At 55.5% G+C, this 14,162-nt stretch carries 14 protein-coding genes; 8 read left to right on the top strand and 6 right to left on the bottom strand.

Translation table 11 applies throughout. The features are described 5' to 3' along the window. Positions 1–609 carry a 3-isopropylmalate dehydratase small subunit gene (leuD, locus tag EYY67_RS05370; RefSeq protein ID WP_131692997.1) on the bottom strand — a complete coding sequence of 203 codons (609 nt, stop codon included), beginning with the start codon at positions 607–609 and terminating at the stop codon, positions 1–3. Next, positions 596–2,026, bottom strand: coding sequence for a 3-isopropylmalate dehydratase large subunit (gene leuC / locus EYY67_RS05375; RefSeq protein ID WP_131692998.1), 1,431 nt, complete (start codon positions 2,024–2,026; stop codon positions 596–598). The genes leuD and leuC overlap by 14 nt, the downstream gene beginning before the upstream one ends. Positions 2,027–2,196: 170 nt before the next feature. Between leuC and EYY67_RS05380 the strand changes: the two genes are divergently transcribed. Continuing rightward, positions 2,197–3,072, top strand: coding sequence for an alpha/beta fold hydrolase (locus tag EYY67_RS05380; protein ID WP_131692999.1), 876 nt, complete (start codon positions 2,197–2,199; stop codon positions 3,070–3,072). Positions 3,073–3,153: 81 nt separating this feature from the next. Here EYY67_RS05380 and EYY67_RS05385 read toward each other — a convergent pair whose 3' ends face one another. Continuing rightward, positions 3,154–5,208: a choline transporter gene (locus EYY67_RS05385; RefSeq protein WP_131693000.1), complete on the bottom strand. Its 2,055-nt coding sequence runs from the start codon at positions 5,206–5,208 to the stop codon at positions 3,154–3,156. 236 nt (positions 5,209–5,444) lie between these two features. Here EYY67_RS05385 and betI point away from each other — a divergent pair, with 236 nt between their 5' ends. The 4 genes from betI (at position 5,445) to EYY67_RS05405 (ending at position 9,814) form a co-directional block, all read left to right on the top strand. After that, a complete protein-coding gene (gene betI / locus EYY67_RS05390; protein ID WP_095922714.1) occupies positions 5,445–6,044 on the top strand; it encodes a transcriptional regulator BetI in 600 nt (199 codons plus the stop codon). Between the two features lie 43 nt (positions 6,045–6,087). Beyond that, positions 6,088–7,557: a betaine-aldehyde dehydrogenase gene (gene betB, locus EYY67_RS05395; protein ID WP_131693001.1), complete on the top strand. Its 1,470-nt coding sequence runs from the start codon at positions 6,088–6,090 to the stop codon at positions 7,555–7,557. A gap of 23 nt (positions 7,558–7,580) precedes the next feature. Then, complete coding sequence (gene betA, locus EYY67_RS05400) at positions 7,581–9,266, top strand: choline dehydrogenase (RefSeq protein WP_095922712.1); 1,686 nt, start codon at positions 7,581–7,583, stop codon at positions 9,264–9,266. Positions 9,267–9,355: 89 nt separating this feature from the next. Continuing rightward, a complete protein-coding gene (locus EYY67_RS05405; RefSeq protein WP_131693002.1) occupies positions 9,356–9,814 on the top strand; it encodes a GNAT family N-acetyltransferase in 459 nt (152 codons plus the stop codon). 225 nt (positions 9,815–10,039) lie between these two features. On the opposite strand, the gene EYY67_RS05410 is transcribed toward EYY67_RS05405, so the two are convergent. Then, positions 10,040–10,972: a LysR family transcriptional regulator gene (locus EYY67_RS05410; protein WP_131693003.1), complete on the bottom strand. Its 933-nt coding sequence runs from the start codon at positions 10,970–10,972 to the stop codon at positions 10,040–10,042. A 100-nt stretch (positions 10,973–11,072) separates the two neighbouring features. On the opposite strand from EYY67_RS05410, the gene EYY67_RS05415 reads away from it, so the two are divergent. Continuing rightward, on the top strand, positions 11,073–11,507 hold the full coding sequence (locus EYY67_RS05415; protein WP_095922709.1) for a DMT family transporter: 435 nt from the start codon (positions 11,073–11,075) through the stop codon (positions 11,505–11,507). Between the two features lie 3 nt (positions 11,508–11,510). Next, positions 11,511–11,963 (top strand): DMT family transporter, encoded by a 453-nt coding sequence (locus tag EYY67_RS05420; protein WP_095922708.1) that lies wholly within the window; start codon positions 11,511–11,513, stop codon positions 11,961–11,963. A gap of 25 nt (positions 11,964–11,988) precedes the next feature. Here the strand turns inward: EYY67_RS05420 and EYY67_RS05425 are convergent, their stop codons facing one another. Next, the gene (locus EYY67_RS05425; RefSeq protein ID WP_095922707.1) at positions 11,989–12,447 is read right to left on the bottom strand and encodes an RES family NAD+ phosphorylase; all 459 of its coding nucleotides are present in this window, start codon (positions 12,445–12,447) and stop codon (positions 11,989–11,991) included. After that, positions 12,444–12,935, bottom strand: coding sequence for a type II RES/Xre toxin-antitoxin system antitoxin (parS, locus tag EYY67_RS05430; RefSeq protein ID WP_341352837.1), 492 nt, complete (start codon positions 12,933–12,935; stop codon positions 12,444–12,446). Before parS ends, EYY67_RS05425 begins: the two co-directional genes overlap by 4 nt. 318 nt (positions 12,936–13,253) lie before the next feature. On the opposite strand from parS, the gene EYY67_RS05435 reads away from it, so the two are divergent. Next, entirely contained in the window at positions 13,254–14,141 is an 888-nt protein-coding gene (locus EYY67_RS05435; RefSeq protein ID WP_013574724.1) for a nucleoside-specific channel-forming protein Tsx, read from the top strand. Positions 14,142–14,162 lie beyond the last annotated feature (21 nt).

The raw sequence follows: 14,162 nt of genomic DNA on the forward strand, positions 1-14,162 counted from the left end.
TCAGACCAGCCAGGGATTTTTTTGCAGATGTGACTGCTGAAACTGACGGATGTCGTCGCTGTACCGCAGCGTGTTACCGACAGCATCCAGCCCGTTAAGCAAGGACAGCTTGCTCAGCTCATCAATGGCAAAATCAATCACCTGACTGTTATGCAAAACAATCTTCTGCTGCGGCAAATCGACGATGATTTCGTTGCTTCCCGCGAGCGTCACGTCCTGTGCGACCTGTTCCCATTGTTCAGGACTCAGCTGCACCGTCAGTACGCCGTTACGCTGGCAGTTATCGAAAAAAATCCCCGCAAACGTCGTGCCGATCAAGGCACGGATCCCCAGCTGTTTTAATCCCCATACCGCATGTTCGCGACTGGAGCCGCAGCCGAAGTTTGGCCCGACCAGCAGGAATTTGGCATTCTGCCAGTCAGGCTGATTGAGGATAAACGCCGGATCAGGAGAACCGTCCGCCAGAAAGCGCAAATCGAAAAATACCCCGCGATCTAACCCGTTGCGGTCGATGCCTTTTAAAAACTGCTTCGGCATGATCACATCGGTATCGACATTCGCGGCGGGTAACGGCGCAGCCACGCCGGTTAATACGTTAAAAGACTGCATTGTTTTCTCCTTCGAATTCCCGGATATCGGTCAGATGACCGGAAATCGCCGCAGCAGCTACCATTGCCGGGCTCATCAGATGGGTACGCGCGCCCGCGCCCTGACGGCCTTCGAAATTACGGTTGGTGCTGGAAGCACAGCGGTCGCCCGGCGAAAGCACATCATCGTTCATTGCCAGACACATCGAACAACCCGACTGACGCCATTCAAAACCGGCGCGGGTGAAGATCTCCGCCAGACCTTCCTGCTCGGCCTGCGCGCGAACCTGACTGGAACCTGGTACGATCATCGCACGAACGGTGGGCGCGACGTTTTTTCCGCGAACCACTTCGGCGGCGGCACGTAAATCCTCGATGCGCGCGTTAGTGCAGGATCCGATGAAGGCATGACTGATGCTGATGCTGTTCAGCGGCTGACCGGCGCGCAGTCCCATGTATTGCAACGCACGCTGTAAATCTTTGCGGCGCGAGGCATCGGATTCTGCCCGCGGATCCGGCACCAGGCCGCTGATCGCCAGCGCCTGATCCGGACTTGTTCCCCAGCTCACCATCGGCGCGATTTCCGCGGCGCTCAGTTCAACTTCGCGGTCGAAAACGGCGTCCGCATCGCTGTGCAACTCACGCCAGACATTCACCGCCGCCGCCCATTGCGGGCCTTTCGGTGCACGTGGTTTGTCTTTCAGGTAATCAAAGACTTTGTCGTCAGGAGCCATAAATGCACCGCGGGCACCGGCTTCAACGGCCATATTACACATCGTCATACGGCCTTCCACGCTCAGCGCGTCGATGCCTTCTCCGCAGAATTCAATGGCGTAACCGGTGGCTCCTGCCGCCCCGATTTTTGCCACCAGCGCCATCACCACGTCTTTGGCTGTCATGCCTCTGGCGAGCGTACCGTTAACCGTCACCCGCAGAGTTTTCAGGCGTTTGTAGACCAGCGTCTGGGTCGCCAGAAGATGTTCAATTTCTGAGGTACCGATACCAAACCCGAATGCGCCTAATGCGCCGTAAGTGGTGGTGTGGCTGTCGCCGGCGGCAATCACCATCCCCGGCAAAATAAAGCCCTGTTCGGGGGCGACAACGTGCTCAATACCCTGACGGCTGTCGAGAATATCGAACAACTCAATGCCAAATTCTTCGCAGTTTTCTGCCAGATAGGACACCTGCCGTGCGCCACCGGCGTCCGGCATCTGACGGGTACGTAAGGGGGCCGTCGGGTTGACGTGATCGACCACCGCCAGCGACGTTTCCGGACGCCATACGCGGCGGCCTGCTTCACGCAATCCGCTGAAGGCCTGCGGGCTGGTATATTCGTTAATCACCTGCCGGTCGATGTACAACAACACGTGTCCTTTATCGTCGAGCGTACGCACGGTGTGGCTGTCGATATGTTTTTCGTATAGCGTTCTTGGCTTCATTGCATTGCCCTGATAAACGAAGTGGATAACGTCAGCGTCGCAAACTCGCGCGTATCGGGCAAAGGGCTGAGTGTGGAGCGTTAAAACACGATCCGTGAAGCGGCAATCTCCACTTGCGGCCTTGTTGCCGGTTCATCAGCGACTAAGATGGGTAAAAAAGGAGAAGACCCATGTTTGAACATTTTACCCAAAGCAGGATGTCCGTTAACGGCACCGAAATTGCCTGTCGCATTGCCGGGCAGGGCGAACCGTTGTTATTGCTGCACGGGCACCCGCAGACTCAGGCGATCTGGCATAAAGTCGCACCTTATCTGACGTCTCAGTTCACCGTCGTACTTGCCGATTTACGCGGCTATGGCGACAGCGGTAAACCGGAGCCTGATGCGGAGCATCTGCGCTACAGCAAGCGCGAAATGGCACAGGACCAGTTTGAGCTGATGGCAGCGCTGGGCTTTCATCAGTTCAGCGTGGTGGCTCACGATCGCGGTGCCCGTGTGGCGCACCGGCTGGCGCTGGATCATCCGCAGGCGGTGAAGCGGTTGGTGCTGATGGATATCGCGCCGACGCTTTCCATGTATCGCCAGACGACGGAAACCTTTGCCCGCGCTTACTGGCACTGGTTTTTCCTGATCCGCCCGGCACCGCTGCCGGAAGCATTAATCATGGGCGACGCCGACCTCTATCTGCGCAGCGTAATGGGCAGCCGCAGCGCGGGTATGCAACCTTTCACCGAAGAAGCTTACGCAGATTATTTGCGTTGTCTGCAACTGGATGGCACGGCACGCGGGATTTGCGAGGACTATCGTGCGTCGGCGGGTATCGACCTGCAACACGACGAAGTGGATCTGAATGCAGGCCGCAAAGTGAAGTGTCCGCTTTTGGTTCTCTGGGGAGAGCAGGGGACGGTAGGGAAATGTTTTGCGCCGCTGGCAGAGTGGGAAAAGGTGGCAGAAAACGTGCAGGGAGAGGCGCTGCCTTGCGGGCATTACATTGCCGAAGAACAGCCGGAACTGCTGCTGGAAAAAGTCCTGCCATTTTTACGTTAAGCGCACGTTTCCGTTTCCGGACATAAAAAACCCGCATTACGCGGGTTTTTTTGTGAGGCGGTTGTGTTAAGGCTCAGGTGATCAGGCCGGTTGTTCCGGGAAGGTGAGGGTGTTGCCCGGCGCTTCGCGGTTGATGTGCAGGAAGTTCAGATGACGTTCGTACTGATCCAGAATGTCGTTGATCACCTGATGTTTGGTGAAGTCCATCAGGTCATTGCCCTGCGTGCCTTCCAGCAGGAAGGTTTCCAGACGGTAATAATGTGATTTACCGGCGCGTGCGCGATAGGTAAAGGCAGGCACCGCATAGCGCACCGGCCAGATCTGATAGACAAAGTTCTGCTCTTCACCCAGCGCGACCTGCAATTCCAGCGGCCCGATTTTTTCGTCGTCCTGCGGTTCGTGCCCGGTAAAGGTCACTTTGGCACCGCGCAGTTCCAGTTCCTGCGCCACTTCCTGCATCGCCGGGCGGCATACCGTATCCATCATTTTTTGCGTATGGCGCGTGCCGGGGTAATTCATCACCCGCGACAGACGCTGTTTCCAGTTCAGGGCCGCATCGCTGGTCGCAGGCAGCGGAGCCAGTGACTGCTGGGTGCTGGCGCGACGATAATCTTCCAGACGCAGTGATTTATACAATCCGGCCATGATGAAGAAAATCACAAAGCTGAACGGCAGTCCCATGATCACCGTGGTGTTTTGCAGCGCCGACACGCCGTCAGTCATCAGCATACCCAGCGTCAGCACGCCGATGGTGACAGACCAGAAAATCCGCAGCCAGTTTGGCGCATCGTTATTAATGTCCGCGAGTTTTGAGGTGAAGTTCCCCAGCACCAGCGAGCCGGAATCCGCCGACGTGACATAAAACAGCAGGCCGGTAATGGTGGCAACGGAAGCACTCAGCGTAAAGCCGGGATACTGCGCCAGCAGGCTGTACACGCCACGCTCAGGGTGCGAAATCACTTCGTTGGCGAAATCCAGATTGCCATGCAAGATCTGATACAGCGCGCTGTTACCGAAAATCGACAGCCACAGCAGGGTGAAGACAAACGGGATAATCAGCGTGCCGAGCACGAACTGACGGATGGTGCGCCCGCGCGAAATACGCGCCAGGAACAGGCCGACAAACGGCGACCACGCCACCCACCACGCCCAGAAGAACAGGGTCCAGCTGTTCATCCATTCCGTCGGGCGGTCAAAGGCGAAGGTGTTGAGCGTCATGCCCATAAAGCGGTTGATGTAATCCCCGATGTTGAGCACCAGCGCATTGAGCAGGAATTCGGTATTGCCGAAGAACAGCAGGAACAGGATCAGCCCCAGCGCCAGCAGCACATTGAGTTCCGACAAAATACGGATGCCTTTATTGACGCCGGACGTGACCGACACCGTCGCCATGATCACCGAAAGCAGGATCAGCGCGGCCTGCACCGTCAGGTTTTCCGGAATATGGAACAGCACTTTCAGGCCGTAATTGAGCTGAACCACGCCGATGCCGAGCGTGGTGGCGATGCCAAAAATAGTCCCGACCACGGCAGCGATATCCACGCTGTGGCCGATAGGGCCGTTAATGCGTTTGCCGAAAATCGGATACAGCGCCGAACGGATGGTCAGCGGCAGGTTGTAGCGGTAGCTGAAATAGCCCAGCGCGATGCCCATCAGCGCGTACATCGCCCAGCCGGTCAGCCCGTAGTGGAACAGCGTCCAGGTCATGGCCTGCCGCGCGGCTTCCAGCGTTTGTCCGTGACCTTCCGGCGGTAACATGTATTGCGTGACCGGTTCCGCGACTGAGAAGAACATCAGATCGATGCCGATCCCGGCGGCAAACAGCATCGCCGCCCAGCTCATCATGCTGAATTCGGGTTTGGATTGTTCAGGGCCCAGTTTGATCGAACCAAAACGTGAACAGGCTATGAACACTACAAACACGATGTACAGCGTGGCAGCCAGCATGTAATACCAGCCGAAGGTGGCGGATACCCAGTTAAGGGCCAGGCTGATCCATTTTCCCGATAAATCGGTGAAGAAAATGGTCATTAATGTGAAGGCTAAAATCAGCCCGGCGGAGGTGAAGAACACGACCTTGTTCAGCTGGTCGCGAGGTTTTTCGCTCTGTTTCTCTGTCGTATCGGCAATCGCCATCTTTTCCCCAATCTTGTTAATTAAACGCTATTTTTCAATAAATTGGCTGTTAATAAAACCAAAAATACATACAAATTACTAACGTATTGGTAATAAAATATATGCATTTTTAATTGAACGTTCAATCAAAAAAAAGTTAAATAGGTGACGTCAGAGCGTTAACAAGGTTGTACGAAAGCGTAAAAAAACGGTTTTTTAAGCGCGTTACAACCCGCTCATTTTCAGGAGCCGGCACCATGCCCAAAGTAGGAATGCAGCCCATCAGACGGCAGCAATTAATTGAGGCAACCCTGGCAGCGGTCAACGAAGTCGGGATGCACGATGCCTCGATTTCGCAGATCGCCCGCCGTGCAGGCGTTTCCAACGGCATCATCAGTCACTATTTTCGTGACAAGAACGGCCTGCTGGAAGCGACCATGCGTTATTTGCTCAGTCATCTGGGAGAAGGGGTGCAGTTGCGGTTATCGCAGCTGACGGATACCGCACCGACGGCGCGGCTGCATGCGATTGCAGAGGCTAATTTTGACGACAGTCAGACCAACAGCGCGGCGATGAAAACCTGGCTGGCCTTCTGGGCAAGCAGTATGCATCACCCGCAGTTGTACCGGCTGCAACAGGTCAACAGCCGCCGGCTCTATTCCAATTTATGTTCTGAATTCAGACGTTTTCTGCCAAGGGATCAGGCGCGTATTGCGGCGCAAAGTACCGCCGCCTTAATTGATGGTTTGTGGCTGCGTGGCGCACTGAGCGGTAAAGCGTTCAACCGCGCCGAAGCCATCCACATTACGCATAGCCATATCGAATCACAGATTGCTCAACAGGTTACTGAACAGTAACCGGGCAGAAAACTTTCAGACCGCACAGACCGAGGAGAGAAGTATGTCCCGCTACGGCAAGCAAAAACTGTATATCAACGGGCGTTTTCAGGACAGCACCGGTGATGAAACCTTCGACGCCATCAATCCGGCCAACGGCGAGGTGATCGCCACGGTACCAGCCGCGACCCACGCTGATGTCGATCTGGCGGTGAAAGCGGCACAGAAGGGCCAGAAAGTCTGGGCCGCGATGACGGCCATGAGCCGCGCCCGTATTCTGCGCCGTGCCGTGGACATTCTGCGCGACCGTAACGACGAACTGGCGGCCATTGAAACCGCTGATACCGGCAAACCGCTGTCTGAAACGCTGGCCGTGGATATCGTCACCGGCGCGGATGTGCTGGAGTATTACGCGGGATTAATTCCGGCGATTGAAGGCCAGCAAATTCCGCTGCGCGATTCCTCCTTCGTTTACACCCGCCGCGAGCCGCTGGGTGTGGTGGCCGGAATTGGTGCGTGGAACTATCCGGTTCAGATTGCGCTGTGGAAATCCGCCCCTGCACTGGCGGCCGGTAACGCGATGGTATTCAAACCGAGTGAAAACACCTCGCTGACCGCACTGAAGCTGGCAGAAATCTACACTGAAGCAGGCGTGCCAGACGGCGTGTTCAGCGTGGTCACCGGCGCGGCCAGCGTCGGACAGGCGTTAACCGATCATCCAGATATCGCCAAAGTGTCGTTCACCGGCGGTATCAAAACCGGCAAGAAAGTGATGGCCAGCGCGTCAGCATCGACGCTGAAAGAAGTGACCATGGAACTGGGCGGTAAATCACCGCTGATTATTTTTGATGATGCCGATCTCGATAAAGCCGCCGACATCGCCATGATGGCGAATTTCTACAGCTCGGGTCAGGTGTGCACCAACGGCACGCGGGTGTTCGTGCCAAAAGCCCTGCATAAAGCGTTCGAGGCCAAAGTGCTGGAGCGGGTAAAACGCATCCGCATGGGCGATCCGACAGATGAAAACGTCAACTTCGGCCCGCTGGTCAGCTTCGCGCACATGGAATCCGTGCTGCGTTATATCGACAGTGGCAAGCGTGAAAGCGCGACACTGCTGACCGGCGGCGAACGTGTCACCACCGGCGAATACGCCAAAGGCGCTTATGTCGCGCCGACGGTCTTCACTGATTGTCGCGATGACATGCTGATTGTGCGTGAAGAAATCTTCGGGCCGGTGATGAGCATCCTGACCTATGAAAGTGAAGAGGAAGTGATCCGCCGCGCCAACGATACCGAATACGGTCTGGCCGCCGGACTGGTGACGCAGGATCTCAACCGCGCCCACCGCGCTACCCACAAACTCGAAGCCGGGATTTGCTGGATCAACACCTGGGGCGAATCTGCCGCAGAAATGCCGGTCGGTGGCTACAAACATTCCGGTGTGGGACGCGAAAACGGCATCACCACCCTTGAGCATTACACCCAAATCAAATCCGTGCAGGTCGAACTGGGCGAATTCAGCTCAGTATTCTGATCCGCTGCAACAGAGGAGATTCAATGGATTACGATTACATCATCATCGGTGCCGGTTCTGCCGGCAACGTACTCGCCACCCGTCTGACGGAAGACAGCGACGTGACCGTTTTGCTGCTGGAAGCGGGCGGCCCGGATCATCGTCTGGATTTTCGTACCCAGATGCCTGCCGCGCTGGCTTTCCCGTTACAGGGACGCCGCTACAACTGGGCGTATGAAACCGATCCGGAACCGCATATGAATAACCGTCGCATGGAATGCGGACGGGGCAAAGGGCTTGGCGGTTCGTCGCTGATCAACGGGATGTGTTACATCCGGGGTAACGCGATGGATTTCGATAACTGGGCGAAAGCGCCGGGTCTGGAAGACTGGAGCTATCCGGACTGCCTGCCGTATTTCCGTAAAGCGGAAACCCGCGATATCGGTCCGAATGATTTTCACGGCGGTGACGGGCCGGTCAGCGTGGCGACGCCAAAAAACGGCAATAACCCGCTGTTTGGCGCGATGATTGAAGCCGGAGTGCAGGCGGGATATCCGCGCACCGATGACCTGAATGGCTATCAGCAGGAAGGCTTCGGCCCGATGGACCGGACGGTGACGCCAAAAGGCCGTCGTGCCAGCACGGCCCGGGGGTATCTGGATCAGGCCAAACCGCGTGCCAATCTGACCATTGTGACGCACGCGCTGACCGACAGAATTCTGTTCGACGGCAAGCGCGCCGTGGGTGTCAGTTATTTTCATGGTGATGAATACAATGCCAAAACGGCAAAGGCGAAACGCGAAGTGCTGCTGTGCAGCGGCGCGATTGCCTCTCCGCAAATCCTGCAACGTTCGGGCGTGGGCGCAGCTGAGTTGCTGAACCGACTGGATATCCCGGTCGTGCATGATTTACCGGGCGTCGGCGAAAATCTTCAGGATCATCTGGAGATGTATTTGCAGTACAGCTGCACACAGCCCGTCTCTTTGTATCCGGCATTGCAGATGCATAATCAACCGGCGATTGGCGCGGAGTGGTTGTTTAAAGGCACCGGCGTCGGGGCCAGCAATCAGTTTGAAGCAGGCGGATTTATCCGCAGCCGCGAAGAGTTTGCCTGGCCGAATATTCAGTATCACTTCCTGCCGGTGGCGATCAACTACAACGGCAGTAACGCGGTGAAAGAACACGGTTTTCAGGCGCACGTCGGTTCCATGCGTTCACCAAGCCGGGGCCGCGTGCAGGTGAAATCGAAAGATCCGCGCCAGCATCCAAGCATTTTGTTTAATTACATGGCGACGGAGCAGGACTGGCAGGAGTTCCGCGATGCGATCCGCATTACGCGTGAAATCATGCATCAGCCTGCGCTGGACCCGTACCGTGGCCGCGAAATCAGTCCGGGTGAACATGTGCAGACGGACGAAGAACTGGACGCGTTTATCCGTGAACATGCGGAAACGGCGTTCCATCCTTCCTGCACCTGCAAGATGGGCACCGACGATATGGCGGTGGTGGACGGGCAGGGTCGGGTTCACGGTATGCAAGCGCTGCGCGTGGTCGATGCGTCGATCATGCCGCAGATCATTACCGGCAACCTGAACGCCACGACGATCATGATTGCGGAGAAGATCGCGGATAAAATCCGTGACCGTCAGCCGTTGCCGCGCAGTACCGCAGAGTATTACACCGCAGGCGATGCACCGGTTCGCACGCAACCGATGAAAAAAACGGCCTGATAAATTGGCTGTAAAATCTGTGTTAAAAAGAGATATTCTCAGGAATATCTCTTTTTTTTGGCTTTCAGAAACAGACAGGGCATTAATTCATGACGGGATCAACATCGCTTCACTGGCAGGATTATCATCACAGCGAACTGAACGCGGCACAGCTTTACGCCATTCTGGCACTGCGCAGCGAAGTGTTTGTGGTGGAGCAAACCTGTGTTTATCAGGATATCGACGGGCAGGATCTGGCCGGTGAAAACCGCCATATCGTCGCCTGGCTGGACGGCAAGATTGCCGCCTACGCGCGTATTCTGCGCTTCGAAGAGGATGTGGCTATCGGGCGGGTGATTGTTGCCCCTTCCGCCCGTGGTCTGAAACTAGGCTATCAGCTGATGGAACAGGCGCTGATCGCCTGCCAGAAGCACTGGCCGGGCGTGCGCGTCGCCATTTCCGCCCAGGCGCATTTGCAGGGGTTCTACGGCAGACTGGGATTTGTCGCGTATACCGAGATTTATGATGAAGATGGAATTGCGCATGTGGGGATGGAGTTGAATTCCTGATATTGGGCGAAGCGCAAGCTTCAGCATTGTTTTGTCATTAATACCCCACCCCAACCCTCCCCTTCGCAGGGGAGGGAGCCGATCGAGCCTTTCGCATGGGATATCGCCGATCGGGTTTTACTCATCTTCCTTCGCATAGGATATAACCGATCGGGTTTTACTCCTCCCCCTGCGAAGGGGGAGGCGGGGAGGGGGTATTAATGGCAACTCAGAAGACGGATATGTTTACCTTTCCCAGTACGCCGGACTCCCAAATTTCTCCAGCAGAAAATCAATCACCGCCCGTACTTTGATCGAAGGACGGCGGCTGTTCGGGTACAGCGCTGAAATGGTTTGCGGCTCCGGCGAGGTCGATACCTGATAGCCTTCCAGCACACTGACCAGCCGTCCGTCGCGTAAGGCGTCGCCAATCAGCCAGGTTGGGAAGACCACCAGCCCCATGCCGTCGGTGGCCGCCTGTGTCAGGCTTTCCGCATTATTGCTGGTCAGCACGCCACGCAGGTTCATCGAGTGCCACTCCTGGTCCGGTTGACGGAAATACCAGCGCTGCGAACCGGCGAAGCCTTTGAACACCAGACAGCTGTGATGCAGCAAATCCTCGGGCGTTTCCGGGGTGCCGTTGCGCGCAAGGTAAGCGGGGCTGGCGGCAAGACGGAAAGTCTGATGGCCAAGCGTACGCGCCTGAAGGGTGGAATCGGCCATCACGCCGATGCGGATCAGCATATCAACGCTGTCCTGTAACGGGTCGATAAAATCATCGGTCTGCATCAGTTCAATATTGAGGCGCGGATACCGGGCGCTGAGTTCATGCAGCCAGGGGGCGAGATGGCGCTGGCCGAAAACCACCGGCGCATTGATACGCACCAGTCCGCCGGGTTCGCTGTCCTGTTCCTGTAAATCCAGTTCCGCCAGATCAAGCTGTGCCAGAACCTGCCGGGCGTGATCGGCCAGCAGCTTACCTGATTCTGTCGGGCTGACTGCCCGTGTATTGCGGTACAGCAATTGCGTCTGTAAAGCCTGCTCCAGCTGGGAAATCACCCGCGAGATCGTGGAAGGTGACATCGCTTCCTTTCGCGCCACTTCTGAGAAATTCCCCTGATCCAGGACGGCGACGTACAGACGCAGGGACTGAATAGTGATCTGATTGAAACCTTTCATCTGTGCATTTCCTGCAAAGGTATTTTCCTGATTGTGCGGTTTTTCGCACAGCTCTGTCACGCTATAGTCGCCGCTTCTCAAAAAACAAAGCAGGGCAATGATGAATCTGATGTTAATTCCGCTGGTGATCCTGGCGGGGATGGGGCTTTCACTGGAAGCCGGACTGATTGGTCCTCTCGGGACGGAAGTGGGGCATTTGTGGGCCACGCTGAGTATTTTTGGCGTGGGTGCGGTACTCACCGGCCTGCTGGTGCTGTTTTTCAGCCCGCGTAACGCGCCGTCTTACACCCAGCAACCCGGCTGGCAATTGCTCGGCGGGGTGCTCGGACCGGTCTATGTCGTGGTGCTGACGCTGGCGACGCCGGTGATTGGGATCGGCATGACCATGATTGCGATTTTGTCCGGACAGGTCGCAAAAAGTGTGCTGATAGACCATTACGGTTGGTTTGGTACGCCGCATAAAAAAGTGGGCGGTGAACGTCTGCTGGCGCTGCTGTTTATCGTTGCCGCACTTGTTTTGATTGCCTGGGACTGAACCATGACTGAACTGATTATGATTATTCTGGCCATTGTGGCGGGGGCTGCGCTGAGTATGCAGGCGGCGGTAAACGGACAGTTAGGCGAGAAAGTAGGCGTACTGAAAAGCGCGTTTCTGACCTTCAGCGTGGGGGCTGCAATCACGGCGGTGTTGATTTTATTTCTGCAAACGCCCCAGCAGGCCACATTGCTGACCGTGCCGAAATGGCAACTGGCGGGTGCATTATTCGGTGTGCCGTACATCATCATTATGGTGACTGCGGTTCCGCGTGTGGGCACGGCAGTCGCAACGGTCGCGGTGATCCTCGGACAACTCGCGATGGGGATGCTGATCGATAATTTCGGCTGGCTGGATAATCCGCTGATTGCCTTGTCATGGCACCGGCTGGCGGCGATCCCGTGTCTGATTATCGCGCTGGTGCTGATTTACCGCAGCAACAGAAAAGCCGGATAACCCGCGACGATAAGTTGACCCGCTTCTATTGCAGACGCGGGTCAAACATCATGGGCTCGCGTTGTACCGAACTCAGCAAGGCGGCAAAAGCAGGGTGTTGCGGGTTAAGCAAAACGTTGTATTCCGCAGGGACAATCACCGACGGCACTTTTAATCCGACATAACTGCCTTCCACCAGCCAGGTTTCGCCCTGACGCTGCGTGCTGTCCGGCGGGGAAGGGCTGCGCCAGTCAGCGGCCAGTTCCGACACCTCAAGGGTATCGAGTAACGCCTCCGGCACGTCGATACTTAGCAGCGTGTAGGAGCGCATCAGCATGCTGTTTTGCAAATGCACCAGAATTTCAAGGATCGCCAGTGAAATGCTGGTGGTGGTATACACAACCGGACGACCCGGCGGATTCCACCGCCCGCCATACAGCTGCGCGCCCGCACCAGACCAGGCCGTGGCCAGATGTTGAGTCTGAATGATGCGAAACAGCTTCAACTGAATACCCCGTGCTGCAGGCGACCAATTAAGCGGTTAACTTCGACGGCACCCGCTTCTGACATCAGCAGTTCCAGCGGACGGGAGCCATCCAGTGCCGGTGCCGGACGGGTGATCCAGTCCAGCGCAGAAACGCGATCGCCTTCGAACAAATCCGTGGCCGCGTCAATCACGCGTACCAGCCGCGCTACCCGCTCACTTTCATCGCTTTTCAGCAATCCGTTTCCGGCTTTTCGACGCGCATAGTTGCGCTCGTTAATGCCCATGATTTCCAGTAATACCATTTTCGGCCATCCCAGCTCTGTATTAAGTCGGTTAATGCTATCAACCGGAAATCCTTTTTGGATGGCATTTATTAAACTAATTCCGCTACTTGCGGGAAGCCCCGCAGTTTGCCAGAGCGGTGTGACAGGGTGTTGCATCGGGCTGGAAGACAGCCCGGTAATTTTTGAATTCATGATATGTGCCTCCGCACCGTTATTTGTCATAACTATACCATGACAAATAACGAATGGTCATTTTATCAGCAGATCATTTTTTCTGTCAGGGCGTCAATGAAATCGAACTGAAACATAAGTGTGATCAATGTCACATTGAGGATGTATCAGGATGAAACACAAATTGACAAACCTTGACCAAATCTATTTATTAGCTAAGAAAAGTTAACTCTTGTAGGAAGTAACTGGAAATTGCAGGTTTTTTGCACTATGTGCAGCAATCGGTTGCGGATCACAGTTTTAGGGTTTGTTTTATGCAGCGTCTGAAAGTGGCAAGACGTTGTTCCACCCCCCGCTTCTGGTAAAAATATGAAAAATAAAATTATTGCAGCAGGCGCTTTGATGGCTTTGTCCTACAGCGCGACCGTGCTCGCAGATGATAGCAAGGGCGAGTTTGTTTCTGACTGGTGGCACCAGAGTGTTAACGTTGTAGGCAGCGCCGATACCCGTTTCGGGCCTACGCTGCGTAACGATGTTTACCTTGAATATGAAGCGTTTGCGCACAAAGACTGGTTTGATTTCTACGGCTATATCGATATTCCTAAAACCTTCGGCGCCGGTAATGGCAACGACACCGGTATCTGGGATAAAAACGGTTCTCCGCTGTTTATGGAAATCGAACCGCGTTTCTCTATCGATAAGCTGACCGGCACTGACCTGAGCTTCGGTCCGTTCAAAGAATGGTACTTCGCCAACAACTATATCTACGATATGGGTCCGGACAGCGATAACCGTCAGAACACCTGGTACATGGGTCTGGGTACCGACATCGATACTGGTTTACCGATGAGCCTGTCTCTGAACGTGTATGCCAAATATCAGTGGGAAAACTACGGCGCAGCAAACGAAAACAGCTGGGACGGTTACCGTTTCAAAGTGAAATACTTCGTTCCTCTGACGCAGCTGTGGGGCGGCAACCTGAGCTACATCGGGTTCACCAACTTCGACTGGGGTTCCTCACTGGGTGACGACGATTTCCGTGATCTGAACGGCAACAAAGCGCGTTCTAACAACTCTATCGCGTCCAGCCATATCCTCTCGCTGAACTACACACACTGGCATTACTCGTTCGTGGCGCGTTACTTCCACAACGGCGGCCAGTGGGCTGACGGCGCTGAGCTGAACTTCGGTAACGGTAACTTCGATGTGAAGTCCACCGGCTGGGGTTACTACGGCGTGATCGGCTACAACTTCTGATTTCAGAGGTTGTCCTGAAAA

The sequence above is a fragment of the Rahnella victoriana genome (assembly GCF_004330295.1).
GTDB lineage: Bacteria > Pseudomonadota > Gammaproteobacteria > Enterobacterales > Enterobacteriaceae > Rahnella > Rahnella victoriana.

What these genes read in the sequence shown, in the direction of transcription:
- betA (WP_095922712.1), top strand. Translation starts at nt 7,581, where the DNA reads ATGGATTACGATTACATCATCATCGGTGCCGGTTCTGCCGGCAACGTA.
- EYY67_RS05415 (WP_095922709.1), top strand. Translation starts at nt 11,073, where the DNA reads ATGAATCTGATGTTAATTCCGCTGGTGATCCTGGCGGGGATGGGGCTT.
- leuD (WP_131692997.1), bottom strand. Translation starts at nt 609, where the DNA reads ATGCAGTCTTTTAACGTATTAACCGGCGTGGCTGCGCCGTTACCCGCC.
- betB (WP_131693001.1), top strand. Translation starts at nt 6,088, where the DNA reads ATGTCCCGCTACGGCAAGCAAAAACTGTATATCAACGGGCGTTTTCAG.
- EYY67_RS05420 (WP_095922708.1), top strand. Translation starts at nt 11,511, where the DNA reads ATGACTGAACTGATTATGATTATTCTGGCCATTGTGGCGGGGGCTGCG.
- EYY67_RS05380 (WP_131692999.1), top strand. Translation starts at nt 2,197, where the DNA reads ATGTTTGAACATTTTACCCAAAGCAGGATGTCCGTTAACGGCACCGAA.
- betI (WP_095922714.1), top strand. Translation starts at nt 5,445, where the DNA reads ATGCCCAAAGTAGGAATGCAGCCCATCAGACGGCAGCAATTAATTGAG.
- EYY67_RS05385 (WP_131693000.1), bottom strand. Translation starts at nt 5,208, where the DNA reads ATGGCGATTGCCGATACGACAGAGAAACAGAGCGAAAAACCTCGCGAC.
- parS (WP_341352837.1), bottom strand. Translation starts at nt 12,935, where the DNA reads ATGACAAATAACGGTGCGGAGGCACATATCATGAATTCAAAAATTACC.
- EYY67_RS05410 (WP_131693003.1), bottom strand. Translation starts at nt 10,972, where the DNA reads ATGAAAGGTTTCAATCAGATCACTATTCAGTCCCTGCGTCTGTACGTC.
- EYY67_RS05435 (WP_013574724.1), top strand. Translation starts at nt 13,254, where the DNA reads ATGAAAAATAAAATTATTGCAGCAGGCGCTTTGATGGCTTTGTCCTAC.
- leuC (WP_131692998.1), bottom strand. Translation starts at nt 2,026, where the DNA reads ATGAAGCCAAGAACGCTATACGAAAAACATATCGACAGCCACACCGTG.
- EYY67_RS05405 (WP_131693002.1), top strand. Translation starts at nt 9,356, where the DNA reads ATGACGGGATCAACATCGCTTCACTGGCAGGATTATCATCACAGCGAA.